The sequence below is a fragment of the Lentibacter sp. genome, assembly GCF_965658795.1.
GTDB lineage: Bacteria > Pseudomonadota > Alphaproteobacteria > Rhodobacterales > Rhodobacteraceae > Lentibacter.
In genome coordinates this window covers 1-21588 of record NZ_CBFHTG010000008.1, presented here as the reverse complement: position 1 = coordinate 21588, position 21588 = coordinate 1, and the positions used below count along the sequence as shown (strand labels likewise).

Annotated in this window: 24 protein-coding genes; 15 read left to right on the top strand and 9 right to left on the bottom strand. The window is 56.8% G+C overall.

The window, feature by feature from the left end:
* From ACTG3X_RS07535 to ACTG3X_RS07505, 7 genes are all read left to right on the top strand, one after another.
* Positions 1 to 771: a hydroxypyruvate isomerase family protein gene (locus ACTG3X_RS07535; RefSeq protein ID WP_439110636.1), complete on the top strand. Its 771-nt coding sequence runs from the start codon at positions 1 to 3 to the stop codon at positions 769 to 771.
* Positions 752 to 2458 (top strand): adenine deaminase, encoded by a 1707-nt coding sequence (gene ade, locus ACTG3X_RS07530; protein WP_439110635.1) that lies wholly within the window; start codon positions 752 to 754, stop codon positions 2456 to 2458. Before ACTG3X_RS07535 ends, ade begins: the two co-directional genes overlap by 20 nt.
* A gap of 163 nt (positions 2459 to 2621) precedes the next feature.
* The gene (gene clpS, locus ACTG3X_RS07525; RefSeq protein WP_439110739.1) at positions 2622 to 2939 is read left to right on the top strand and encodes an ATP-dependent Clp protease adapter ClpS; all 318 of its coding nucleotides are present in this window, start codon (positions 2622 to 2624) and stop codon (positions 2937 to 2939) included.
* Positions 2940 to 2970: 31 nt separating this feature from the next.
* The gene (locus ACTG3X_RS07520) at positions 2971 to 3966 is read left to right on the top strand and encodes a class I SAM-dependent methyltransferase (RefSeq protein WP_439110634.1); all 996 of its coding nucleotides are present in this window, start codon (positions 2971 to 2973) and stop codon (positions 3964 to 3966) included.
* Positions 3967 to 4025: 59 nt separating this feature from the next.
* Complete coding sequence (locus ACTG3X_RS07515; protein WP_439110633.1) at positions 4026 to 4829, top strand: SDR family NAD(P)-dependent oxidoreductase; 804 nt, start codon at positions 4026 to 4028, stop codon at positions 4827 to 4829.
* A gap of 10 nt (positions 4830 to 4839) precedes the next feature.
* Positions 4840 to 5718: an oxygen-dependent coproporphyrinogen oxidase gene (gene hemF, locus ACTG3X_RS07510; protein WP_439110632.1), complete on the top strand. Its 879-nt coding sequence runs from the start codon at positions 4840 to 4842 to the stop codon at positions 5716 to 5718.
* A 103-nt stretch (positions 5719 to 5821) separates the two neighbouring features.
* Complete coding sequence (locus tag ACTG3X_RS07505) at positions 5822 to 6865, top strand: cytochrome-c peroxidase (protein ID WP_439110631.1); 1044 nt, start codon at positions 5822 to 5824, stop codon at positions 6863 to 6865.
* A 53-nt stretch (positions 6866 to 6918) separates the two neighbouring features.
* Here ACTG3X_RS07505 and hemE read toward each other — a convergent pair whose 3' ends face one another.
* Entirely contained in the window at positions 6919 to 7953 is a 1035-nt protein-coding gene (hemE, locus tag ACTG3X_RS07500) for a uroporphyrinogen decarboxylase (RefSeq protein WP_439110630.1), read from the bottom strand.
* A gap of 98 nt (positions 7954 to 8051) precedes the next feature.
* Between hemE and hemC the strand changes: the two genes are divergently transcribed.
* The 5 genes from hemC (at position 8052) to rpsO (ending at position 11254) form a co-directional block, all read left to right on the top strand.
* Positions 8052 to 9014, top strand: coding sequence for a hydroxymethylbilane synthase (gene hemC, locus ACTG3X_RS07495; protein WP_439110629.1), 963 nt, complete (start codon positions 8052 to 8054; stop codon positions 9012 to 9014).
* Positions 9011 to 9517 (top strand): DUF1643 domain-containing protein, encoded by a 507-nt coding sequence (locus tag ACTG3X_RS07490; RefSeq protein WP_439110628.1) that lies wholly within the window; start codon positions 9011 to 9013, stop codon positions 9515 to 9517. Before hemC ends, ACTG3X_RS07490 begins: the two co-directional genes overlap by 4 nt.
* Positions 9518 to 9532: 15 nt before the next feature.
* Positions 9533 to 9811 carry a DUF5665 domain-containing protein gene (locus tag ACTG3X_RS07485; protein ID WP_439110627.1) on the top strand — a complete coding sequence of 93 codons (279 nt, stop codon included), beginning with the start codon at positions 9533 to 9535 and terminating at the stop codon, positions 9809 to 9811.
* A 75-nt stretch (positions 9812 to 9886) separates the two neighbouring features.
* Positions 9887 to 10849 carry a calcium-binding protein gene (locus ACTG3X_RS07480; RefSeq protein ID WP_439110626.1) on the top strand — a complete coding sequence of 321 codons (963 nt, stop codon included), beginning with the start codon at positions 9887 to 9889 and terminating at the stop codon, positions 10847 to 10849.
* A 135-nt stretch (positions 10850 to 10984) separates the two neighbouring features.
* Positions 10985 to 11254 (top strand): 30S ribosomal protein S15, encoded by a 270-nt coding sequence (gene rpsO, locus ACTG3X_RS07475; protein ID WP_439110625.1) that lies wholly within the window; start codon positions 10985 to 10987, stop codon positions 11252 to 11254.
* A gap of 73 nt (positions 11255 to 11327) precedes the next feature.
* Here the strand turns inward: rpsO and ACTG3X_RS07470 are convergent, their stop codons facing one another.
* A complete protein-coding gene (locus ACTG3X_RS07470) occupies positions 11328 to 12020 on the bottom strand; it encodes an SGNH/GDSL hydrolase family protein (RefSeq protein ID WP_439110624.1) in 693 nt (230 codons plus the stop codon).
* Positions 12021 to 12293: 273 nt separating this feature from the next.
* Here ACTG3X_RS07470 and pnp point away from each other — a divergent pair, with 273 nt between their 5' ends.
* Together pnp and aqpZ are read left to right on the top strand one after the other, a co-directional pair.
* On the top strand, positions 12294 to 14429 hold the full coding sequence (gene pnp, locus ACTG3X_RS07465; protein ID WP_439110738.1) for a polyribonucleotide nucleotidyltransferase: 2136 nt from the start codon (positions 12294 to 12296) through the stop codon (positions 14427 to 14429).
* A 149-nt stretch (positions 14430 to 14578) separates the two neighbouring features.
* Complete coding sequence (gene aqpZ, locus ACTG3X_RS07460; RefSeq protein ID WP_439110623.1) at positions 14579 to 15274, top strand: aquaporin Z; 696 nt, start codon at positions 14579 to 14581, stop codon at positions 15272 to 15274.
* Between the two features lie 56 nt (positions 15275 to 15330).
* Here aqpZ and ACTG3X_RS07455 read toward each other — a convergent pair whose 3' ends face one another.
* From ACTG3X_RS07455 to ACTG3X_RS07430, 6 genes are all read right to left on the bottom strand, one after another.
* Positions 15331 to 16116, bottom strand: a complete 786-nt coding sequence (locus ACTG3X_RS07455; protein WP_439110622.1) for a TonB family protein — start codon at positions 16114 to 16116, stop codon at positions 15331 to 15333.
* Positions 16113 to 16508, bottom strand: coding sequence for an ExbD/TolR family protein (locus tag ACTG3X_RS07450; RefSeq protein ID WP_439110621.1), 396 nt, complete (start codon positions 16506 to 16508; stop codon positions 16113 to 16115). Before ACTG3X_RS07450 ends, ACTG3X_RS07455 begins: the two co-directional genes overlap by 4 nt.
* 3 nt (positions 16509 to 16511) lie before the next feature.
* On the bottom strand, positions 16512 to 16838 hold the full coding sequence (locus tag ACTG3X_RS07445) for a biopolymer transporter ExbD (RefSeq protein WP_439110620.1): 327 nt from the start codon (positions 16836 to 16838) through the stop codon (positions 16512 to 16514).
* A gap of 28 nt (positions 16839 to 16866) precedes the next feature.
* A complete protein-coding gene (locus ACTG3X_RS07440; RefSeq protein ID WP_439110619.1) occupies positions 16867 to 17484 on the bottom strand; it encodes a MotA/TolQ/ExbB proton channel family protein in 618 nt (205 codons plus the stop codon).
* Positions 17481 to 17900, bottom strand: coding sequence for a hypothetical protein (locus ACTG3X_RS07435; RefSeq protein WP_439110618.1), 420 nt, complete (start codon positions 17898 to 17900; stop codon positions 17481 to 17483). The genes ACTG3X_RS07440 and ACTG3X_RS07435 overlap by 4 nt, the downstream gene beginning before the upstream one ends.
* A 121-nt stretch (positions 17901 to 18021) precedes the next feature.
* Positions 18022 to 18675, bottom strand: a complete 654-nt coding sequence (locus ACTG3X_RS07430) for a peroxiredoxin (RefSeq protein WP_439110617.1) — start codon at positions 18673 to 18675, stop codon at positions 18022 to 18024.
* Between the two features lie 143 nt (positions 18676 to 18818).
* Here ACTG3X_RS07430 and ACTG3X_RS07425 point away from each other — a divergent pair, with 143 nt between their 5' ends.
* On the top strand, positions 18819 to 20264 hold the full coding sequence (locus ACTG3X_RS07425) for an aldehyde dehydrogenase family protein (protein ID WP_439110616.1): 1446 nt from the start codon (positions 18819 to 18821) through the stop codon (positions 20262 to 20264).
* Between the two features lie 502 nt (positions 20265 to 20766).
* Here ACTG3X_RS07425 and ACTG3X_RS07420 read toward each other — a convergent pair.
* Positions 20767 to 21216 (bottom strand): hypothetical protein, encoded by a 450-nt coding sequence (locus ACTG3X_RS07420; RefSeq protein ID WP_439110615.1) that lies wholly within the window; start codon positions 21214 to 21216, stop codon positions 20767 to 20769.
* Positions 21217 to 21588: the final 372 nt, after the last annotated feature.

The following is a 21588-nucleotide window of genomic DNA, read 5'->3' as shown; positions in this document are numbered from 1 at the left end:
ATGCCGCATTTTTCTGCGAACCTTTCGATGATGTTTACGGAACTGCCGTTTGAGGAGCGCTTTGCAGCGGCGCGCGCAGCAGGGTTTAACGCGGTAGAGTTTCTATTTCCCTATGCCTATGCGCCTGACATGCTGGCACGGAAGCTTGATGAGAATGCGTTAGAGCTTTCTGTCTTCAATTTGCCTCCGGGGGATTGGGAGGCCGGGTCGCGTGGGATTGCCGCCTTGCTTGGCGGCGAAGCCGAATTTAGCGCGGGGCTTGAGACCGCTGCGCGCTATGTGCAGGCACTGGGGGCGAAACGGGTGCATTGCATGGCGGGTCTTGCCGAGGGAGTGCGGGCGGAGGCTGGTTATATCAGCAATATACGTCGCGCAGCAGACAGGCTGGCGCAGCTTGACTGTTTGGTGATGATCGAGCCGATCAATGGTTTTGACATGCCTGGTTATTTTCTTAGCCAGACCGATCAAGCGCTGGAGATCTTGGGCAGGATTGATCACGAAAATGTCGCGCTACAGTGGGATATTTACCATCACCAGCGTACCCATGGCGACGCCCTTACAAGCCTGCCGGAGGTACTCCCCGTCACAGCGCATATCCAAATTGCAGGCGTGCCGGAGCGCCATGAGCCTGTTGGATTTGGCGCCATGTTTGCAGCACTTGATGCGGCGGGCTATGCAGGCTGGGTAGGCTGCGAGTATCATCCGCGCGGCACAACAATTGAGGGCCTGGGCTGGCTCGGAGAGGCGCAGAATGCGGCACGTGAAACCTGAGCTAGAAGAACTTATTGCCGTTGCTCGCGGGGAGCGGCCTGCCGATACTGTTTTGCGCGGTGGCGAGGTTTTTGATGTGGTGACAGGCGCGCTCATTGCGGGCGATGTGGCGATATTTCAGGGCGTGATCGCTGGCATCGGAGCTGCGCATGAGGCGGCAGAGATCATTGATGTAACGGGTCTTAAGCTTGTTCCCGGCTTCATTGACACGCACTTGCATGTGGAAAGCTCTCTTGTCACACCATTCGAATTTGACCGATGCGTGACGCCTCGTGGTGTGACCACGGCGATTTGCGATCCCCATGAGATCGCCAACGTGATTGGCGTCAAAGGACTGCAGTATTTTCTAGATGCGGCCGAGTGTCTGCTCATGGATTTGCGGGTGAACCTCAGCTCCTGTGTGCCATCAACCGAAATGGAAACCGCTGGTGCGCGTATCGAGGCGGAGGATTTGAAGCCGCTTATGGGGCATCCGCAGGTGAGTGGTTTGGCCGAGGTTATGAACTACCCTGGTGTTATTCACCGCGATGCGGGGATCATGGCCAAGCTCAAGCTTTTTGCGGGCCAGCACATCGACGGGCATGCACCGCTTTTGTCCGGGACCGATCTGAACGCCTATGTGAGTGCAGGTATTCGCACTGAGCATGAAGCCACGAGTGCTGAAGAAGCGCGCGAGAAGCTTCAAAAAGGGCTGCGTGTGTTGATCCGCGAGGGATCTGTGAGCAAGGACTTGGAAGCGCTGGCAGAGTTGCTGGATGATTTTACATCGCCTTACATGTGCCTCTGTACAGACGACCGAAATCCGCTGGATATCGCCGAGCAGGGCCATCTGGACTACATGATCCGCAGGCTCATTGAGCGTGGCTGTAGCCCGCGTGCGGTGTATCGTGCTGCGAGCCTTTCGGCAGCGGAGGCCTTTGGCCTCAAAGATCGTGGCCAGATTGCGCCGGGGAAACGCGCTGATATTGTGGCTGTGAAGAGCCTTGAAGCCTGTGATGCACAAATGGTTTGGGCCGCGGGCGTATATGTGGGCGATACCGCTTTTGCGGCACGCCGCAGTGTCAGCCCCGTTGGGCGGGCGTCGGTGAAGGCTCCACGTGTTACGGCAGAAGCCTTTCGTACGGGTGGCAACCGCACGGACACAGATGTGATCGGGATCATTGAAGGCAAGATCATCACGGAACACCTTCACGAAGAGATCCCGATCGTTGACGGTGACAAGAGGCCCGATGTGGCGCGTGATCTTGTCAAGATTGCCGTTATTGAGCGGCATGGTAAGAACGGGAACATTGCCACGGGCTTTGTACGCGGGTTCGGGCTCAAGCGCGGGGCGATTGCTTCGACTGTCTGCCATGATCACCACAATATCGCCGTTGTGGGCGCCAGCTATGACGATATGGCGCTGGCGGCCAATCGCCTGGGCGAGATTGAGGGTGGATTTGTTGTTGTTGAAAACGGAGAGATACTGGCTGAGCTGGCGTTGCCATTGGCGGGCCTTATGAGCCTTGAGAGCTTTGAGGCAGTGCGCGAACAGCTTATCCCGCTGCGTGCGGCGGCAGCGAGCCTTGAGGTTCAGCTGCATGAGCCTTTCCTGCAACTCGCGTTTCTGGCGCTACCTGTTATCCCGAACCTCAAAATCACAGACCGCGGGCTGGTGGATGTGAACCGTTTTGAGATTATTGGGTAAGGTACGTGCGCAAACATTCTGCGAGCCAGGCGCGCGCAAGACACACTGCCATTTGCAGAGAGTTTTGCTGACCCTCTTTTCAGCGCGGCCTCAAGCGTTATATAGAGCAGAATGTATGAAGCATGAAATGTCAGGGCTGATGCAAGAGAGTGTGATCATTCGAATGGGCGACGATAGGGATGACGAGGGCGACAGCTCGGTCATCACTAAGGTGAAGCCTCAGACGAAGCGGCCACCGCTCTATAAGGTCATGCTTCTGAACGATGATTACACACCGATGGAATTTGTGGTGCATGTTCTGGAGCGCTTCTTTGGCATGGATCATGCCCAGGCGTTTGAGATTATGCTGACAGTGCATAAGCGCGGGCTTGCGGTTGTGGGTGTTTTCTCCCATGAGATTGCCGAGACAAAGGTGACGCAGGTGATGGATCTTGCGCGCCAACACCAGCACCCGCTGCAATGCACGATGGAAAAGGAGTGAGGCACAGCCTCGCCCTGAAGGGATTTGAGACATGATGGATACGCGGTTGTCGCTCGCGCTTGAGGCGGGGCATGTGAGCCTGCCTGAGGTTGGCGAAATTGTTGTTTTGGGCGCCTCGGGGCAAAGCCTCGCAGGTTTGCCTGCCGAGCGCCTTTTGCTCGTGTGTGATGATGTGGCGTCTGCCAACTCTTATGAGGCGCAAGGTTATACGGTGCTGTCCAGCCTGCCAGAAACAGCGGCAGCGGTTATTGTGTTTGTTCCGCGTGGGCGGCTTGAGGGGCGTGTGCTTTTTGCGCAGGCCGCAGGGCTGACGGGCGGGCAATTTATTGTCGATGGTGTCAAGACCGATGGCATTGACAGCCATTTCAAAGAGCTGCGCAAGCGTGGCGACTGCTCTGCAGCCTACAGCAAGGCACACGGCAAGATTTTCACCTGCCAACTCACATCTCCAGCAGTTGTTGATGACTGGTTGGACGCAGGCAAAGGCGGTGAGAACACCGATGGTTTCTTCACTGTTCCCGGTGTTTTCTCGGCAGAAAAGGCAGATGAGGGCTCACGCCTGTTGGCGGCGGTTTTGCCTGAGAAGCTTGGGAAAGAAGTGGCTGACCTCGGCGCAGGTTGGGGCTATCTCTCGCGTACGATTTTGGAGCGTCAAGCGATTGAAACGCTGCATCTTGTCGAGGCGAGCCGTGCTGCGCTGAACTGTGCAAAGCAAAACATTACGGATACGCGCGCACAGTTCCATTGGGCCGATGCGACGCGCTGGCAGCCGCGTGCTTCACTCGATACCGTTGTGATGAACCCGCCGTTCCACACCGGGCGCAAGGGTGTTCCCGAGTTGGGGCAAGCCTTTATCACATCGGCGGCGGCTGCTCTGAAGGGCGTTGGGCACCTCTATATGGTGGCCAACCGCCACCTGCCGTATGAGGAGGTTCTGCGGGCACGGTTCGGTTTTGTAGAGGAGCTTGAGGGTGGCAACAGCCGCTTCAAGCTTATTCATGCCGCAAAGCCGTCTCGCAAGCGCTGACGTTTTGCGCTACCACTTCGGCCAGCTTCGGCTTTGAGATTCGATGAGAGGAGCGCAATATGTCGCTTTCAGTGACTGGAAAAACAGCGATTGTGACGGGGGCTGCCAACGGCGTTGGCCTCGCGATTGCTCGGCACTTTGTCGATAAAGGTGCGAATGTAATGTTCGCGGATATGGACGACGAGGCGCTGACAAAAGAGGTTGGCACCCAAGAGGAAGACAGCCCGATCCGCGCGTTTGCGGGCGACTTGCGTGAGAAGCTGACCTTGGCCAACCTGCTGTCTGCAACGATTGATGCCTTTGATCGCGTCGATATTTTGGTGAATGCATCGCGGCAGGTTGTCGCGTCTGATCCGTTGAACCCTGATGACGACGCTGTCGAAATGGCGCTAGAGCAAAATTTGATGGCTTCGCTGCGCCTGAGCCAGCTGATTGCCAAGCGGATGATCAAGCAATCCAAGGATGACAATGGCGAGGGGCCAGCGGGCTCTATCATCAACTTGTCTTCTATACTGTCGCGTCGTGCTCACCCGCAGTTGATGGCACTGTCCATTTCCAACGCGGCTTTGGAGCAGATGACACGCTCCTTGGCGGTTGCGCTTGCACCTGATCGGATCAGGGTCAATGCGGTGGCCATGGGTTCGGTGATGAGTGCAAGCCTGCAAGAGCATCTCAAGGATCACCCCGATTTCAGGGCGGTGATTGAAAAGGGTACGCCCATGGGGCGCATCGCCAGCCCCACCGAGCTTGCCGAAGCTGTGCAGTTTTTGGCCTCGGATGGTGCGAGTTTTATGACGGGGCAGGTGCTAACGGTCGACGGCGGTCGCACTCTGCTTGATCCGGTCACGGCCCCGGCCCACTAAGGAGCATACGATGAGCAACATGACAGATGAAAAGGCGCGCGCAAGCGGCTGGTTTCGCGAACTGCGCAACGACATTGTGGCAGCCTTTGAGGGGCTTGAAGACAGTTTTGGCGGCGAAGCGCCTGCTGGCCGCTTTGAGGTGACAGAAACCACACGCGCTTCAGATGATGGCGCGGATGCGGGTGGTGGGCTTATGTCTGTGATGCGCGGGGGGCGTGTGTTCGAGAAAGTCGGTGTGAATATTTCCACCGTTTACGGCACGCTTGGCAGCCGCGCACAAGCGGCGATGGCCGCGCGCAAAGGTCTGGCAGGCATGGCTGATGACCCACGCTTCTGGGCCTCTGGCATTAGCCTTGTTGCGCATATGCAAAACCCGCACAGCCCCGCTGTCCATATGAACACACGCATGTTCTGGACGCCGCATGGCTGGTGGTTTGGGGGGGGCTCCGATCTCAATCCTTGCATCGAATATTCCGAGGACACGGCCCATTTTCACGCGGTTCAGAAAGACCATTGTGACAGGCACGGAAGCGATATCTATCCGCGCCTGAAAGAATGGGCTGACGAGTATTTCTATATTCCACATCGCAAGCGTGCGCGTGGCGTGGGCGGAATTTTCCTTGATGATCACAACACGGGGGATTGGGAGGCTGATTTTGGCTTCATTCAAGATATTGGCCGTGCGTTTCTACCCGCGTTTGTGCCGCTCACCGAGAAGCGGATGAGCCAGCCTTGGGGTGAGGCGGAGAAAGATCAGCAGTTGGTGCACCGAGGGCTCTATGCGGAGTACAACCTTGTCTATGATCGCGGCACCAAATTTGGCCTTGAAACAGGGCATGATGCCAACGCTGTTTTGATGAGCTTGCCGCCTTTGGCGAAGTGGATTTGACCTAGGTCATATCGTTACATCCGTGATTCGGAATATAACTGTGACATAAGGAAACGCGCTCAAACTTAACTCTGCTTTCAACCCTATGGAGGCCTATTCAAGCATGAGACATTTCCTATTAACATCGACCACCGCATTGGCGCTTGCCTCAGGCAGCGCGGCTCTGGCCAGTGAGCTGCGCAACGAAGCGCTGGATCTGTTCGCGCCGCTGCCTTCAACGATCCCTGCGGTGAAAGACAATCCAATTACACCCGCGAAGATAGACTTGGGCAAGGCGCTGTTTTTTGATCCGCGCATGTCAGCCTCGGGCGTTTTTTCTTGCAACTCCTGCCACAATCTCGCCACTGGCGGTGATGACAACATGCCAACGTCGATTGGGCATGGCTGGCAAAAGGGGCCGCGCAACTCGCCCACTGTTCTGAATTCGGTTTTCAACGAAGCGCAGTTCTGGGACGGGCGCGCACCTGACTTGGCAGAGCAAGCCAAAGGGCCGGTGCAAGCGGGCGTCGAAATGGCCAATACGCCTCAGAATGTGATCGCGACACTGAACTCGATGCCGCAATATGTGGACTGGTTCCAAGCGTCTTTCCCTGCGGAAGCAGACCCTGTGACGTTTGACAACTTCGCCAAGGCAATCGAGGCCTATGAGGCAACCCTGATCACCCCGGCACCTTTTGATGCTTGGCTAAACGGCGATGATGCGGCGATGACCGATGTGCAAACAGCGGGGCTTGAGCTCTTTATCGAGAAGGGCTGCGCCTCTTGCCACAACGGGATCAACCTTGGCGGCAATGGCTACTATCCCTTCGGACTGATCGAGAAACCTGGAGCCGATATTTTGCCGCCGGATGACAAGGGGCGCTTTGCCGTCACCGAAACGGCAGACGATGAATATGTCTTCCGCGCATCGCCTTTGCGCAACATCGACCAGACTGCGCCTTACTTTCACTCTGGCCTTGTATGGGATTTGAAAACCGCTGTGCAAATCATGGGAGAAAGTCAGCTTGGTGAAGATCTGACTGACGACGAGGCAGACAAGATCACTGCATTTCTCGTCAGCTTGACGGGTGAGATGCCTGAAGTGGTGTATCCTGTTTTGCCAGCAGAAACTGCGGAAACACCAAGGCCCACCGGCGAGGTGAAATAACAAAAAAGGGCCAGCGATGCGCTGGCCCTTTTCATTCATCAAGGTCTTTAGGTTTATGCGCCTCTGACCGTGTCAATCATCAGTTGGACATTCTCAGGGTCTGCATCAGGTGTGATGCCGTGGCCGAGGTTGAAGATGTGGGGGCCGTTCTTGAGGGCCTCCACAATTTTGCGGGTTTCGCGCACGAGGTCGTCTCCGCCTGTGACCATGTGGGAGGACTTGAGGTTCCCTTGGACACAGCCGCCTGTTTGAACGTTGGCTGCGGCCCATTCGGCGGTAACGCCATCATCCAGCGCAATACAATCAGCTCCGATGGCTTCATGCAGGCCGACATAGCGCTCGCCTGCGCCACGCGGGAAGGCGATGATGGGTGTGTCGGGGTGCATTGCTTTAAGCGCTGCGGTGATACGCGCCGCTGGCTTGATGGCATAGTTCACAAAGTCATCGCCTTTGAGCGAGCCTGCCCAGCTGTCAAAGATCTTAACAACTTCGGCGCCAGCTTTGATTTGCTCGGAGAGATAGAGAATGGTCGCATCCGTGATACGCTCCAAAAGCGCCTCAAACACATCGCGGTTGCCATCTTTGAGAGCATGGGCTGGCCCTTGGTCGGGTGTGCCTCGACCCGCGATCATGTAGGTCGCGACAGTCCAGGGCGCGCCAGCAAAGCCGATAAGGGTCGTTTCGGCAGGAAGCTCGCGGCTGAGCAAGCGCACCGTTTCATAGATTGGTGCGAGGTGTTCATGGATCGCATCTGCAGGCTTGAGGGCGTCAAAGCCGGCCTTATCTGTGATGGTGGAGAGGCGTGGGCCTTCTCCTGTCACAAACCAGAGGTCCGCGCCAAGAGCTTGCGGCACCAGCAGAATGTCGGCGAAGAGAATCGAAGCATCAAAGCCGTAGCGGCGGATCGGCTGCAAGGTAACCTCGCAAGCCAGCTCGGAATTATAGCAAAGTGAAAGAAAATCACCGGCCTCTGCGCGTGTTGCGCGGTACTCAGGAAGATAGCGCCCAGCTTGGCGCATCATCCAGATTGGGGGCGTTTCAAGCGTTTCGCCCGCCAAAGCGCGCAGGATTTTCTTTTGCTCGGCCATGTCAAACTCCTCTTGGGTTGGTCGTTCGTCCCTTGGCTGCGGCGCGATGTCAAGCAAGAGCCGCTTGAAAGGACAAAGCGCCGCGTCTAACAGGGGGTATGGTAAAAGCTCTTCCCACCCCCGACGCGCCCCTCAAGATTGGCACACGCGGTTCGCCGCTGGCTCTTGCACAGGCCTATGAAACCCGCGCACGTTTGGCGGCTGCCTTTGATCTGGCGCATGAGGCCTTTGAGATTGTCGTGATTAAAACAACGGGCGACGATGCGGCGCTTATCGCCAAGGACAAGCCGTTGAAGGAACTTGGCGGCAAGGGGCTGTTTACCAAAGAAATCGAAGAGCAGCTGCTGGACGGTAGCATCGACATCGCGGTGCACTCGATGAAGGATATGCCGACATTGCAGCCCAGCGGGCTTTTGCTGGATACATATCTGCCGCGCGAAGATGTACGCGATGCGTTTGTGTGCCTTAAATACAAATCCTTGGCTGATGTGCCTGCGGGGGCTGTGATGGGCAGCTCAAGTCTGCGCCGCCGCGCGCAACTGGCGGTGAAGCGCCCCGACCTGATGCTGGCCGAGTTTCGCGGCAACGTGCAGACGCGGCTCAAAAAGCTGGAAGATGGCGTGGCGGATGCAACGTTTCTGGCGATGGCAGGGCTTACGCGCTTGGGCATGATTGGCCAAGTGCCTGCGACTCCGGTTGAGGTGACAGATATGTTGCCCGCCGTGGCGCAAGGGGCGATCGGTATCGAGCGGCGTGGAGATGATTCTCGTGTGGCCGATATGCTGGCAGCCATCCATCATACGCCGACAGGCCAGCGGCTTGCGGCGGAACGGGCTTTTCTGGCTGCGCTTGACGGGTCTTGTGAAACGCCGATTGCGGGCCTTGCCGAGCTTGACGGGGCCACGCTGCGCCTGCGTGGCGAGGTGCTGCGCCCGGATGGAAGCGAAGCCTTGAACGAGGATGCGACTGCGCCCGTTGAAGACGGGGCTGCGCTTGGGCGCGAGATGGCAGCAAAGCTCCTGGAGCGGGCGGGCAAAGGCTTCTTTGACTGGCGTGCATGATCACGCGTACGCACACCAAGGGAGACGCGCCATCGACGGCTGTCTATTCCGACTGTGAGCAATACCGCTATTCGCTCACCCGTGTGTGGGAGCCTGAGGCTAGAAAAGCTCTTTTCCTGATGCTCAACCCGTCGACTGCGACCGAGGTGCAAAACGACCCGACAGTGGAGCGCTGCGAACGGCGTGCACGTGCGCTCGGATTTGGCGGTTTTCGTGTGACCAATATTTTCGCATGGCGCGACACTGACCCCAAAAAAATGCGTGCTGCGAAAGAGCCGGTTGGCGTTGAAAATGATGCTGTCATTCTGGAAAGCTGTGCGTGGGCAGATCAGATTATCGCAGCATGGGGCGCACACGGCGAACATTTGCAGCGCGGCCAGGTTGTTGAGGCTTTGTTGCGTGAAACGGGTCGCCCAGTTTTTCACCTTGGGCTCACAAAGGCTGGCCACCCAAAACATCCCCTTTATATTGCCTATACACAGCAGCCAGAGCGGTGGTTTTGAAAAAAGGGGTATGGGATGGGCGAGCAGTCTGACATCGAGATGAAACATGCAGTTGAGCGCCTGACGCAAGAGCTTGAACGTCTTAACACCCATCGATTTGTGCGCATCCACAGCTCGATGTGGCGCTTGCTGGGCTTTCAGCTGATGCGCGGGTTGGCCTTTGGGCTGGGCTCTGTGCTTGGGGCTTCGCTTCTCGTTTCGATGGTTGTGTGGTGGGCCTCACAGATCGAGTTCATTCCCGTGATAGGCGATTGGGCCTCGCAAATTGTTCAGGAAATCCAAAGCCGCCGTTAACGGCTTTGTGCCTATACTTTTGGGTATGGTGCGTTTTTCGGGCCATATCGGTGAGGTTTTGTGTGGAGTGCGGTCATGATGTTACTGGCTGGTTTAATGGGTATGGCGCTGGTCGGCGCGACAGTCTTCTTGGGCTTTGATGGCAGCGAGGAAGACGAAGATGTTTTCGGGGCTGTCGTGCCACCGGGTGACCCTGATGTTGGTGTTATTTTGTCTGGTGATAGTGATGACGAGGCTATTTCGGGCACCGATAGCGCAGATCAAATCAATGGCTATGCGGGCGCTGATACCATCGACGGTGGTGATGGAGACGATGAGTTGCATGGCTGGGAGGGCGATGACCTCGTTAGCGGTGGTCGTGGCGCGGACACCGTTCATGGGGAAACCGGCGATGATGTCTTGCGCGGGGACGCGGGTGATGATTCTCTTTTTGGGCATTCTGACAGCGATACGCTGTCTGGCGGCGCAGGTGCGGACACAGTATACGGTGGCGCTGGCGACGATCTGCTCTGGGGCGATGAGGGTGACGATGCTCTGCACGGTGGGCTTGGTAACGACACATTGATTGGTGGCCTCGGGCTCGACACCCTGTTTGGTGGTTGGGGTGATGACCTGTTGGATGGCCGAGAGCCAAGCGCGGCAGAACAGGATTATCTGAACGGTGGAGGCGGCGACGACGAAGTCGTTGCAGGCGGTCTTGATGTTGTCACGTCTGGCACTGGCGCGGACACGATCTTTATCGGAGATTGGATTGCTGAGGACGAGGAAGCCCAAATTACAGACTTTAACGTCTTGGAGGATCGGTTGATCATTGTCTTTGATGATGCTCTTGCAGGGGACGATGACCCTGAAATCCGCCTTTTGACGGATGCACTGGATCCAACGGTCACGCATGTTCAGATGAATGGAGAACTGATTGCTGCGGTGACGTCGGATATGGAGATCATGCTGAGTGATCTATCCATTATGGCTGAAAGTGATGCTGCTTTACTGTTTGGTGGGCTGTGGGCCAGCCCTGCGGAGGCTGGCGTTGTCTGAAAAGTCTTTCCAACATGACAGAATCCGCCTATACGGCGCTCTTGCTAAGCTGTTTTGCGGCTTTGCATATCCTATGGACCTTGCTGGACGACATCCCGGCTCGTGCCCGAACCCTTAAATACAAAGGAGATCCCGATGTCGATCACTGTTGAAGAAAAAGCCCGCGTCATGAAAGAGTTCGCCACCAAAGAAGGCGATACAGGCTCACCCGAAGTTCAGGTTGCTATCCTGACATCGCGGATCACGACGCTTACAGAGCATTTCAAGACCCACAAAAAAGACAACCACGGCCGCCGTGGTCTTCTCAAGATGGTTGCACAGCGCCGTAAGCTGCTCGACTTTCTGCGTGGCAAAGAAGAGGCCCGTTATCAGGACCTCATCAAAAAGCTCGGCATCCGTCGCTAAGACGCTCGCCAGCGCCAGAGTAAGAGACCGCGTCCCACTGGGGCGCGGTTTTCTTTTGGGCCCTGTGTTTTGACTAGCGGGTTCGATCAGCGCTTTTGATGATCTCGGCGATTTGAGCGCCAATGATGGCGCTGGCCTTCTTGGACGGGTGGATCATGTCGACGCTGTGAAAGCTGCGGTCGCCGGACGGTACAAGATCTGCGATGGAGTGGAAGAAGACCCCCTTGTCCCGGCTGGCAAGCCTGGCAAGCCTTGCTTCGAAGGTGTCGCCCTCATTCTTGCAGCTTTCGATGGGAGAACCTGTGCCGGGGCTGCGAAGGTAGCCCAGATAAATCACGCGTGCGCCGGTCTTGCGGATCTGGGCAATCAGGCTCACGACATCTCCGCGCATGGTGTCATCGGTCAGCATTCGGTCCATTCGGCGCTCACATTTCCCACAGCCGCATCCGAACATAAAGTCGTTGCCACCGCCTGTTACGATCACCCAGTCGTAGCGTTCACGCTCGCGGAACTGGCTTGAGATGCGTAGCCCCATCGCGCCAGTGACGGGTAGGCCGTAGATGATCCGCGCGCCAGAAATAGCACGGTTGAGCACAGGTTCACCAAGCTCTTCCGCCAGCTTGTCGGCGATAGAAAGGTCTTCCCCCCTGTGCCAAGCCATAAGGCTGTCGCCGATGGCGAGGATTTTGGGTTTATCTGCCTGTGCAAGGCCCGGCAGGCCGCTGAGCAAGATAAACGCGATAACAGAAATGCAGAACCGAACCATCACAAACCTAACTAAAAAGACCCTGCAAACTCTAAGCGATTTTAAAATATTTGCCACCATCTGATGAGCATAATTGCACGGCTTGGAACAAAGGCTGATCTGCTAAAACGCTTTCAATAGGCGCAAAACTCCTGTAAGGGCGGCTCATCTGAGACGTGGCGCCACGACCCCAGCGCTTCAATTAGGATACCAAAGGGGTCGGCGGCAATGGGGCCGCCATTCAAACAGGAGACACGGGATACGCCCGTGAGCGCTCCGACACAGGAAACGAAAATGTTCAACATTACGAAGAAGACCATGGAGTGGGGCGAAGAAACGCTTACGCTCGAAACGGGCAAAGTTGCCCGCCAAGCCGATGGCTCCGTCATCGCAACACTCGGCGAAACATCTGTCATGGCCAACGTGACATTCGCCAAGCAACCAAAGCCGGGCCAAGACTTTTTCCCGCTGACGGTTCACTACCAAGAGAAATACTATGCGGCCGGCAAAGTGCCTGGCGGCTTTTTCAAGCGTGAAGCACGCCCGACTGAAAAAGAAACACTGACAGCCCGCCTGATCGACCGTCCGATCCGCCCGCTGTTTGTTCCTGGTTTCAAAAACGAAGTTCTGGTGATGTGTACCGTGCTTAGCCACGACCTCGTCAATGACCCTGACATGGTTGCGATGATCGCGGCCTCAGCGGCTCTGACGATCTCTGGCGCACCGTTCATGGGCCCAATCGCGGCTTGCCGTGTGGGTTACACAGAAGGCGAGTATGTGCTCAACCCAACGGTTGACGACATGCAAGACCTGCGCATGAACCCAGAGCAGCGTCTTGACCTTGTTGTTGCGGGTACAAAAGACGCCGTGATGATGGTTGAGTCAGAAGCTTATGAGCTGACCGAAGCGGAAATGCTCGGCGCGGTGAAATTTGCTCACGAGCAGATCCAGCCTGTGATCGACTTGATCATCGACCTGGCGGAATCAGCGGCCAAAGAGCCGTTTGACTTCCAGCCCCCAGAGTACACCGAGCTTTACGAAGCGGTGAAAGCTGCTGGCGAAACAGCCATGCGTGCAGCCTTTGCTTTGACAGACAAGCAAGAGCGCACAGCCGCCGTTTCTGCTGCGCGCACAGTGATCACTGACGCGTTGACAGACGAGCAGCTTGCAGATGCGAACCTTGGTTCGGCTCTCAAGAAGCTTGAAGCTGGCATTCTGCGTGGTGACGTTGTCAAAACAGGCAAGCGTATCGATGGCCGTGCCCTCGACACAGTGCGCCCGATTGTTTGCGAAACAGGCCTTCTGCCACGTACACACGGCTCAGCGCTTTTCACACGTGGTGAGACGCAAGGTCTTGTTGTCACAACACTCGGCACGGGCGATGACGAACAGTTCATCGACGCGCTGCACGGCAACTTCAAATCAAACTTCCTGCTGCACTACAACTTCCCTCCCTATTCGGTTGGTGAAGCTGGCCGCGTGGGCCCTCCCGGACGCCGCGAAATCGGCCATGGTAAGCTGGCTTGGCGTGCGCTTCAGGCTGTTTTGCCTGCGCCGACAGACTTCCCTTACACAGTGCGCCTCGTTTCTGAGATCACTGAGTCAAACGGTTCGTCTTCAATGGCGTCTGTTTGTGGTGGCTCCTTGTCCATGATGGACGCGGGTGTTCCGCTTAAAGCGGCTGTTGCCGGTGTTGCTATGGGTCTCATCCTTGAAGATGACGGTTCCTATGCGGTTCTCACCGATATCTTGGGTGACGAAGATCACCTCGGCGATATGGACTTCAAAGTAGCGGGTACTGCCGAAGGCATCACCTCGTTGCAGATGGACATCAAGGTTGCCGGCATCACACAAGAGATTATGGAAAAAGCCCTCGACCAAGCGAAAGCGGGCCGCCTTCATATCCTTGAAGAGATGAACAAGTCGATTGATGGCGCGCAGGATTTCTCGATCCACGCACCACGTATCGAGACCATGCAGATCCCAACGGACAAAATCCGTGAAGTGATTGGCTCGGGCGGCAAAGTCATCCGTGAGATCGTTGAAGTTTCAGGCGCTAAAGTCGATATCAACGACGAAGGCATCATCAAGATCGCATCGCCAAACGGCGAGGCCATCAAGAAGGCCTATGACATGATCCACTCGATCGTGGCAGAGCCTGAAGAAGGCCAGATCTATGACGGCAAAGTTGTCAAAATCGTCGACTTCGGCGCGTTTGTGAACTTCTTCGGTAAGCGCGACGGCCTTGTGCATGTTTCGCAAATCGAAAATCGTCGCCTGAACCACCCTTCAGATGTTCTGAAAGAAGGCCAGGATGTGAAAGTGAAGCTCTTGGGCTTTGACGATCGCGGCAAAGTGCGTCTCGCCATGAAGATGGTTGATCAGACAACTGGTGAAGAAATCGCGCCAGAAGAAAAGTCAGAAGAGTAATTTCCTCACACGACTAAGAGGAAAGCCCCGGCGTGAATGCCGGGGCTTTTTTCGTTTAGGGTGCGAGATGCCCAATTTTCCCCGTTTTTAATGAAGTGGGTTACAGCATCGTTTTTTTGTTGGTTATGAGTTCGGGAGGGAACAGACCCATGAAAAAAATGACAGCTGAGTTTATTGGCACGTTTACACTTGTTTTGTTCGGGTGTGGCGCCGCCGTGATTGCGGGTGCTGATGGCACAACGGGCATCGGGCTGGCGGGTATTTCGCTTGCTTTCGGTTTTGCGCTTATCGGGATGGCTTACGGCATTGGGCCAGTGTCTGGTTGCCATATCAATCCTGCGGTTTCGCTTGGAGCTGTCGCGGCTGGGCGTATGAAGATGGCTGAGGCTGTGCAGTACATTATTGCACAGATATGCGGCGCGAGTGTTGCGGCGCTGGTTCTCATGATCATTGCGACAGGCAAGGCTGACTATACAGTCGCTGCGAACGGGCTTGGCCAAAACGGCTGGGGCGCGGGCTACCTTGGCGAATACGCTATGGCGTCTGCCTTCTTGTTTGAGCTTGTGGCCACGTTTCTTTTTGTTGTTGTGATCCTTGGAGCCACAGGCGCAGGTGCGCCCTCGTCTATGGCAGGATTGGCCATCGGCATAACGCTGGTGGTGATCCACCTTGTGGGGATCAAGATTACAGGTGTTTCGGTCAACCCGGCCCGGTCCATTGGCCCGGCCCTCTTTGCAGGGGCTGGGGCGATCAGCCAGCTTTGGCTCTTTATCGTAGCGCCTATTCTCGGGGCGTTGGCTGCGGGCTTGATGTTTAAGTCAGGTTTGCTCGACGCCGAGAAATAGGCGCCCTTAAACAAACAGGCAAACGGCCGCGCCCTCACGGGGTGTGGCCGTTTTCGCTAGGGTGCCCCCTTGATCTTAAGCGTAAAGCTACGCTGCGCACCTGTTGGGGGCTTTGGAAAGGGGGCCGCGCGCTGGATGACCTTTAGCGCCGCGCGATCAAGTGATGCTACGCCCGAGCTACGGGCGATAGAGGCTGAGGCGAGCCCGCCATTTGCGGCGATGGTGAAGCGAACCGTTGCAGTCCCGGTTGAGCCAACACGCGGCTTGGGCACGCGGGAGATTTTACGCATGACGCGGCCGGGATAGTTCTGTGCTGCCGCATTGCCCTTTGCCTTTGTCGCGGCGCTTCCCGTCGACTTCTGTTTTACGGCGGCTTTTGCTTTGCCGTCACTTGCGCCTTTGACAGTGGTTTTTTTAGCGCTTGTTTTTGGTTTCGCGGGTTTTGGCTTAGCCTTAGGTGGGGCCTTCGCTTCAACAGACTTGGGTCTTGCTGCGGGGCGGAGTGACTGCGCCGGGCTGGGCTCTGCAAGGGCTTGAGCCGTTGCGGGTTGGCTGGGGGGTGCCGCCTGTACCGTGGGGCGTGCAGCGGGCAGGGCGCTTACGGGTTTGGCCGCGCTCATTTGCTGTGTGGGCTGTATGGCTGCGGTCTGCGTGGGCACTGGTGTGAGCACACCAGCTGTCATGTCGGCAAAGCTGTCACCCAAGCGCGTTTCGATTGCGGCGCTGGCCCCCTCTGTTTTGGCGTCTTGTGCAGGGCGGGATATCCCCCACAGCACTGCGCCATGTAGCGCCAGAGCGAGACCAAATGTAAGCGCCTTTGCTGTGACGGATGATGCGATCATTGCACGGCTCTTTCAGTCACGATGCGCACCGACAAAGCGCCTGCATTGCGCAGTTCAGCGCCGATCCTCACGAGGTCTGCTGCCGCCGCGGCGCGGTCAGGCACAAGGCGGACTGTTGCGCGCTCTGCTTGGCTTAGGCCTGCAACGTACTCAGCAGGGCTGATGGGGTCTCCCTGAAAGCTCAGAGCGCCTTCAGAGGATAAGACAAGCGCATCGGGCGGCTCGGCCCCGTCCAGATCGGCGGTGTTGACAAGCTTTAAATCCGAACTGAGGGGCGCAGCTATTGTGCCTGCGATCAGAAAGAAGATCAGCATGAGAAAGACAATATTGATCAGTGCGATTGTGGGCTCGAGGCGGGTGGGGCTCCTGGGTTTGCGCAGCGGATTTGCCATATCTCACCCCGCTGTCAGCACAGTGACCGACAGCCCGCCAATGCCGCGCAGAGCGACCAGCAGATCGGTGAGCCTCTGGGCCGTCACGTCGGCTTTCAGGGCAATCAGCACGCGGCTTGCCCCTTCGGGCAAACTGAGGCCTTCGAGGCTCTGTGACGTGCCGTTGACCGTGAGGCTTTCGGGGCTGAGCTGTACAAAAAGAGGCGGCGTGTCGGCGCTGGCGCTTCCTGCGCCAGAGGCCGAAAGCTCGACCTCGGCAAACCGCGAAAATGTGGATGACAACATAAAGAACAGCAAAAGCAGAAAGATAACATCGATAAGGGATGTCATCGAAAGTCGTCTGCGCCTGCGAACGGCTCTAAGCATCAGCTGGGCGCGTTTTTGGGGCGCAAATGGTTTGGATGGCCATGTCAGCAAATACCCGCTCGACGTCCATCCGAGCTTCGAACCAGCTCAAGGCAACGGCGGTGGGCATGGCAACGGCGAGGCCAACAGCTGTTGTCAGCAGGGCAACCCAGATGCCGCCAGCGAGTAGGGACGGGTCAACCTGGCTTCCTGCTGATTGGAGAGATTGAAAGGCGTCAATCATGCCCAGAACTGTGCCAAAGAGGCCCAGCAGCGGCGCAAGCTGCGCGACAGTGTCCATGGCGCGAAAGCCGCTCTCGAGCTTTGCAAAGCGTGCTTCGGCCTCGGCTGTGAGCCGCGCGCGCGGGGCGCTGGCAAAGCCATCGGCGATGAGCGGGGCAAGGTAGCTCTTTGACGTTGCAAGCGTGTCGTGGGCCTTTGCTGTGTTGCCGTCATCCCAAGCTATCAGTGCTTGGCGCAGTGCATGGTGGCGCCCGACCGAAGACGCCCGAAACTGCCAGAGCTTGTAGAGCATGAGCGCGAGTGTAAGCACCGAAACAGCGAGCAGTATGAGCACAACAGGGCCGCCCAAAGCGGCAATTTGGCTGAGCGATGTCATCAGCGTGGTCATCCTATAACCTCCAGCGCAGTTCGGCTGCGAAGGGTGAGGCCCGCTGTGCAAGCGCTGGCCGAAAGGCTCTCGGCTTCGCAGATCTGTGCGCCGTTGAACAGCAGCTTCCCGAGCGCGTCGCAGGATGTATTGGGCAGGACGAACTGGCGCACGCGAGGGCGGGCTGCGGGCAACTCGCCCATATCAAAAAGGGTCATTTGGGCGACCGCGCCTGCGGTGTCAAAAAGCACAGTTTCATAGACCGCTTTGGCAATGTCTTGGTCGTGGCCGTTGATGATGAGAAAAGACAGCTGGCAGCCTGTATCTGTCTGTGTGGCCGCGTTCAGTTCGATGTCGAGGTGCGCCCCGACAGGGGCCTCATCGGCCTGCGCCACTGTTACAGACAGAGCCATTACGAGGAAAAGGAGCGTGCGCATCTTGGTCTCACATCACGGTTCGGAAGAATCGCTGTGAGAGTGCCCGAAACGGCTCTGCGCTTAAAGACTTAATCGGGTGGGGTGCTGCGCGCCGCGTTGTTGGCGGCGCGCAGGCTGTGTCTTACTTGGGGGCTGCGGTTTTGCGCAGGTAGGGGAAGACTGTTTCAAAAGCGCCAAACTTGGCTTTTGCATCTTCGTCTGACACGGATGTCGGGATGATGACATCATCGCCGATGTTCCAGTCGGCGGGTGTTGCCACGCCGTTGCCGTTGGCCATTTGCAGGCCGTCGAGCGCGCGCAGAACTTCGGCAAAGTTGCGGCCCACGTTCATCGGGTATGTCATGGACAGCTTGAGCTGCTTGTCTGGGCCGATGATGAAGACAGAGCGGACTGAAGCGCTATCGGCGGCTGTGCGGCCATCGGGTAGGTAGGCTTCTGAGGGCAGCATATCAAAGGCTTTTGACACGGCGAGGTCTTCATCTGCGATGATGGGGAAGCCCGCTTTCGCGCTTGAATAGCTCTCGATGTCTTTCTTCCAGCCGTGGTGCTCTTCGACGCTGTCAACGGAAAGACCAATCACTTTGCAACCGCGCTTTTCCCATTCTGCGCCAAGCTGTGACACAGCGCCAAACTCGGTTGTGCAAACGGGTGTGAAATCTTTCGGGTGCGAGAAGAGAATCGCCCAGCTGTCACCGATCCAGTCGTGAAACTTGATCTCGCCCTGATCTGTGTTTGCGGTGAAATTTGGAACGATGTCGTTGATACGAAGGCCCATAGCGTAACTCCTTATGTGTGAATCTCGGTCGATAAATTCGACTTTCCGAATGTATATATTCACGTTGCGTCCAAGTGTAAGGGGTGACTTGCAGCGAATGCGACGGGGTGACAAAGTGCCTCAAAATTCTTGGGAGAGTTCAGATGATCGAGAAACGCGACTTTTACATCAACGGCCAGTGGGTCAAGCCGCAAGATGGCAAGGACCACCACGTCATCGACCCTTCAACAGAAGAGCCTTTCGCTGTGATTTCATTGGGTGGTCAGGCCGATAGCGACGCGGCGGTTGCCGCTGCAAAAGCCGCCTTGCCGGGCTGGATGGCGACGCCTGTGGCAGAGCGTATTGCCAAGGTTGAAAAGCTGCTTGAGGTGTATCAGGCGCGCAGTGAAGAGATGGGGGCGGTTATCTCGCAAGAGATGGGGGCGCCGATTGATATGGCCAAAGGCTCACAGGCGACTGCGGGCAGCTGGCACCTTTCGAACTTCATCCGCGCAGCAAAGACATTCGAGTTTGAAGGCCCCTTGGGAGACCATGCGCCAAACGACCGTATCATCCATGAAGCGGTCGGCGTTGCGGCGCTGATTACGCCTTGGAACTGGCCGATGAACCAGGTCACGCTCAAGGTCGGCGCGGCGGCTATTGCGGGCTGCACCATGGTGCTCAAGCCCTCGGAAGAGACACCGCTTGATGCGATGCTCTTTGCCGAAATGATGCATGAAGCGGGCTTCCCTGCGGGCGTTTTCAACCTTGTGAACGGCGATGGCGCAGGCGTTGGCAGCCAGCTGACAGCCCACGCAGATGTCGACATGGTCAGCTTCACAGGCTCGTCACGCGCGGGCAAGCTGATCAGCAAGTCAGCGGCGGATACGCTCAAGCGCGTGAGCCTTGAGCTGGGCGGCAAGGGCGCAAATCTTGTCTTTGCAGATGCCGATGAAAAGGCCGTGAAGCGCGGTGTTTTGCACATGATGAACAACACAGGCCAGAGCTGCAACGCGCCAAGCCGTATGCTTGTGCAGCGCGAGATCTATGACCAAGCCGTTGAAACTGCTGCAGAAGTTGCGGCCAAAGTCTCGGTTGGCCCCGCCAGCCAAGAAGGCCGCCACATTGGGCCTGTGGTCAATGCGGTGCAGTGGGGCAAAATTCAGGATCTCATCCAGACAGGGATCGATGAAGGCGCGCGCCTTGTGGCGGGCGGCACGGGCCGCCCAGAGGGGCTGAACAAAGGCTATTATGTGCGCCCGACGGTCTTTGCCGATGTGACCCCTGATATGACAATCGCGCGCGAAGAAATCTTCGGGCCTGTGCTGTCGATCATGGCGTTTGAGACCGAGGAAGAGGCCGTGCAAATGGCCAATGACACGGTCTATGGCCTGACCAATTATGTGCAGACACAAGACGGCGCGCGGCTCAACCGTATGGCGCGCAGCTTGCGCTCCGGCATGGTGGAAATGAACGGTCAGAGCCGTGGCGCAGGCGCGCCTTTTGGCGGGATGAAACAGTCAGGCAATGGCCGCGAAGGCGGCACTTGGGGGCTGGAAGATTTCCTCGAAGTGAAGGCCGTTGCAGGCTGGTCAAACGAGGCGGGCTAACCCGCTTCGGACCTCAAAACAAAGCCAGCGCGCGGTGTGGTTAACCACGCTCTGGCGGCGAAAAAGCGGGGGGTGACATGCGTGCACAAAGCGTGCACCCCCTGTGCACCGCCCAAACGTTAAGACCTGTTAACAGACTCAGGTTAACGCTGCGTGCGCTCTGAAGTGTGTCCTGTTTGTTTTGGATCACCAAAACCCTGCCACGCCTTCGACGTTCTCGCGACATTGGCGATGCCTTGTTTCAAGGAAAGCGGGAAACGCTCTCGTGTTCTGCACCTGACCTAAAATGCCCGCGTGAAAGCAGGCCCTGACTCCGGGTTGCAACGATCGTGACAGGAAGTGTCAGATGACCGCTTTCAGCCCGAGGCGGACGTGTGGCGGCACGGCGCGGAAGGCAAAAGCGGACACATGCGCTAGGCTAGCGGAAAGGTCTCGATGCGGACGAAGCGGACATCAAGTACTGAACGACGAAGGTCGGTTTTGTAGATGACTTTTTCTGCGCCTAGCCGAAAATACTGTCGAGATTACCAATAATACTAATGAGCAAGGCCACTCCGCAAATCAGGATCGCCATCCAGAACACATACTGCATAACAAAGGCTGAAACGCCGATGCCAACGGCCATATATGAAAGCCGATGTGGTTCATTTCTGTATAGTCCTATGCCGCCAAGTACGACCGCTAGACCTGCCACGCAGAGCGCGGCAATTGTGACTAACTGGCTGTAATCTTGAGGTGCCGGAGTGGGCTCTGGGGCTGAATCCCCTGTCAATGCACGTGCGGCTGATTGCTTTATGTCCGCTGCTATCTCACCAATAATCGAACCGCTACTCTTCTCTTGCGGCTCAAAAAATGCAGAAAGTTGTATGAGAATAACGACGAGGCTAGCAATACCCAGCATGAAGCCAACCAATCCAAATTTTGCTGGTCGCTCTTCGATTGTCTGTTCCATCGCATTACACCTCCGTCGTTTCATTGCGTTCAGATAAATGACAAGGAAGGCCAAATTATGGCACCTGAACCCAGACTGAACCCCCGCTAGGTGTAAGCACTTCTTTCTTATCAAACGCAAAGGCAGCCATTGGTGAAAAACGCAGCATCATGCACATTGGGCTCACTGCCGACTTTCGCTGCATTGTCGCCCAATGACCGCTTTGGCGCAACGGTCAAACTTTGCAAAGACCGCTTCCTGCGCAAGGCGGATACTCGGTTCTGCGTTCAAACGATACGAGCGTATCAGAGGTAGGCTGGGAAACTTGCGTCAGGTGCAGGCCGCTAGAAGGGCGCTTTGGCGAAGACGCGTATGCCTTTGCCGCCGTCGGGG

Coding starts and splice junctions, on each gene's coding strand:
- ACTG3X_RS07535 (WP_439110636.1), top strand. CDS start 1: ATGCCGCATTTTTCTGCGAACCTTTCGATGATGTTTACGGAACTGCCG.
- ade (WP_439110635.1), top strand. CDS start 752: ATGCGGCACGTGAAACCTGAGCTAGAAGAACTTATTGCCGTTGCTCGC.
- clpS (WP_439110739.1), top strand. CDS start 2,622: ATGGGCGACGATAGGGATGACGAGGGCGACAGCTCGGTCATCACTAAG.
- ACTG3X_RS07520 (WP_439110634.1), top strand. CDS start 2,971: ATGATGGATACGCGGTTGTCGCTCGCGCTTGAGGCGGGGCATGTGAGC.
- ACTG3X_RS07515 (WP_439110633.1), top strand. CDS start 4,026: ATGTCGCTTTCAGTGACTGGAAAAACAGCGATTGTGACGGGGGCTGCC.
- hemF (WP_439110632.1), top strand. CDS start 4,840: ATGAGCAACATGACAGATGAAAAGGCGCGCGCAAGCGGCTGGTTTCGC.
- ACTG3X_RS07505 (WP_439110631.1), top strand. CDS start 5,822: ATGAGACATTTCCTATTAACATCGACCACCGCATTGGCGCTTGCCTCA.
- hemE (WP_439110630.1), bottom strand. CDS start 7,953: ATGGCCGAGCAAAAGAAAATCCTGCGCGCTTTGGCGGGCGAAACGCTT.
- hemC (WP_439110629.1), top strand. CDS start 8,052: ATGGTAAAAGCTCTTCCCACCCCCGACGCGCCCCTCAAGATTGGCACA.
- ACTG3X_RS07490 (WP_439110628.1), top strand. CDS start 9,011: ATGATCACGCGTACGCACACCAAGGGAGACGCGCCATCGACGGCTGTC.
- ACTG3X_RS07485 (WP_439110627.1), top strand. CDS start 9,533: ATGGGCGAGCAGTCTGACATCGAGATGAAACATGCAGTTGAGCGCCTG.
- ACTG3X_RS07480 (WP_439110626.1), top strand. CDS start 9,887: ATGATGTTACTGGCTGGTTTAATGGGTATGGCGCTGGTCGGCGCGACA.
- rpsO (WP_439110625.1), top strand. CDS start 10,985: ATGTCGATCACTGTTGAAGAAAAAGCCCGCGTCATGAAAGAGTTCGCC.
- ACTG3X_RS07470 (WP_439110624.1), bottom strand. CDS start 12,020: ATGGTTCGGTTCTGCATTTCTGTTATCGCGTTTATCTTGCTCAGCGGC.
- pnp (WP_439110738.1), top strand. CDS start 12,294: ATGTTCAACATTACGAAGAAGACCATGGAGTGGGGCGAAGAAACGCTT.
- aqpZ (WP_439110623.1), top strand. CDS start 14,579: ATGAAAAAAATGACAGCTGAGTTTATTGGCACGTTTACACTTGTTTTG.
- ACTG3X_RS07455 (WP_439110622.1), bottom strand. CDS start 16,116: ATGATCGCATCATCCGTCACAGCAAAGGCGCTTACATTTGGTCTCGCT.
- ACTG3X_RS07450 (WP_439110621.1), bottom strand. CDS start 16,508: ATGGCAAATCCGCTGCGCAAACCCAGGAGCCCCACCCGCCTCGAGCCC.
- ACTG3X_RS07445 (WP_439110620.1), bottom strand. CDS start 16,838: ATGACATCCCTTATCGATGTTATCTTTCTGCTTTTGCTGTTCTTTATG.
- ACTG3X_RS07440 (WP_439110619.1), bottom strand. CDS start 17,484: ATGACCACGCTGATGACATCGCTCAGCCAAATTGCCGCTTTGGGCGGC.
- ACTG3X_RS07435 (WP_439110618.1), bottom strand. CDS start 17,900: ATGCGCACGCTCCTTTTCCTCGTAATGGCTCTGTCTGTAACAGTGGCG.
- ACTG3X_RS07430 (WP_439110617.1), bottom strand. CDS start 18,675: ATGGGCCTTCGTATCAACGACATCGTTCCAAATTTCACCGCAAACACA.
- ACTG3X_RS07425 (WP_439110616.1), top strand. CDS start 18,819: ATGATCGAGAAACGCGACTTTTACATCAACGGCCAGTGGGTCAAGCCG.
- ACTG3X_RS07420 (WP_439110615.1), bottom strand. CDS start 21,216: ATGGAACAGACAATCGAAGAGCGACCAGCAAAATTTGGATTGGTTGGC.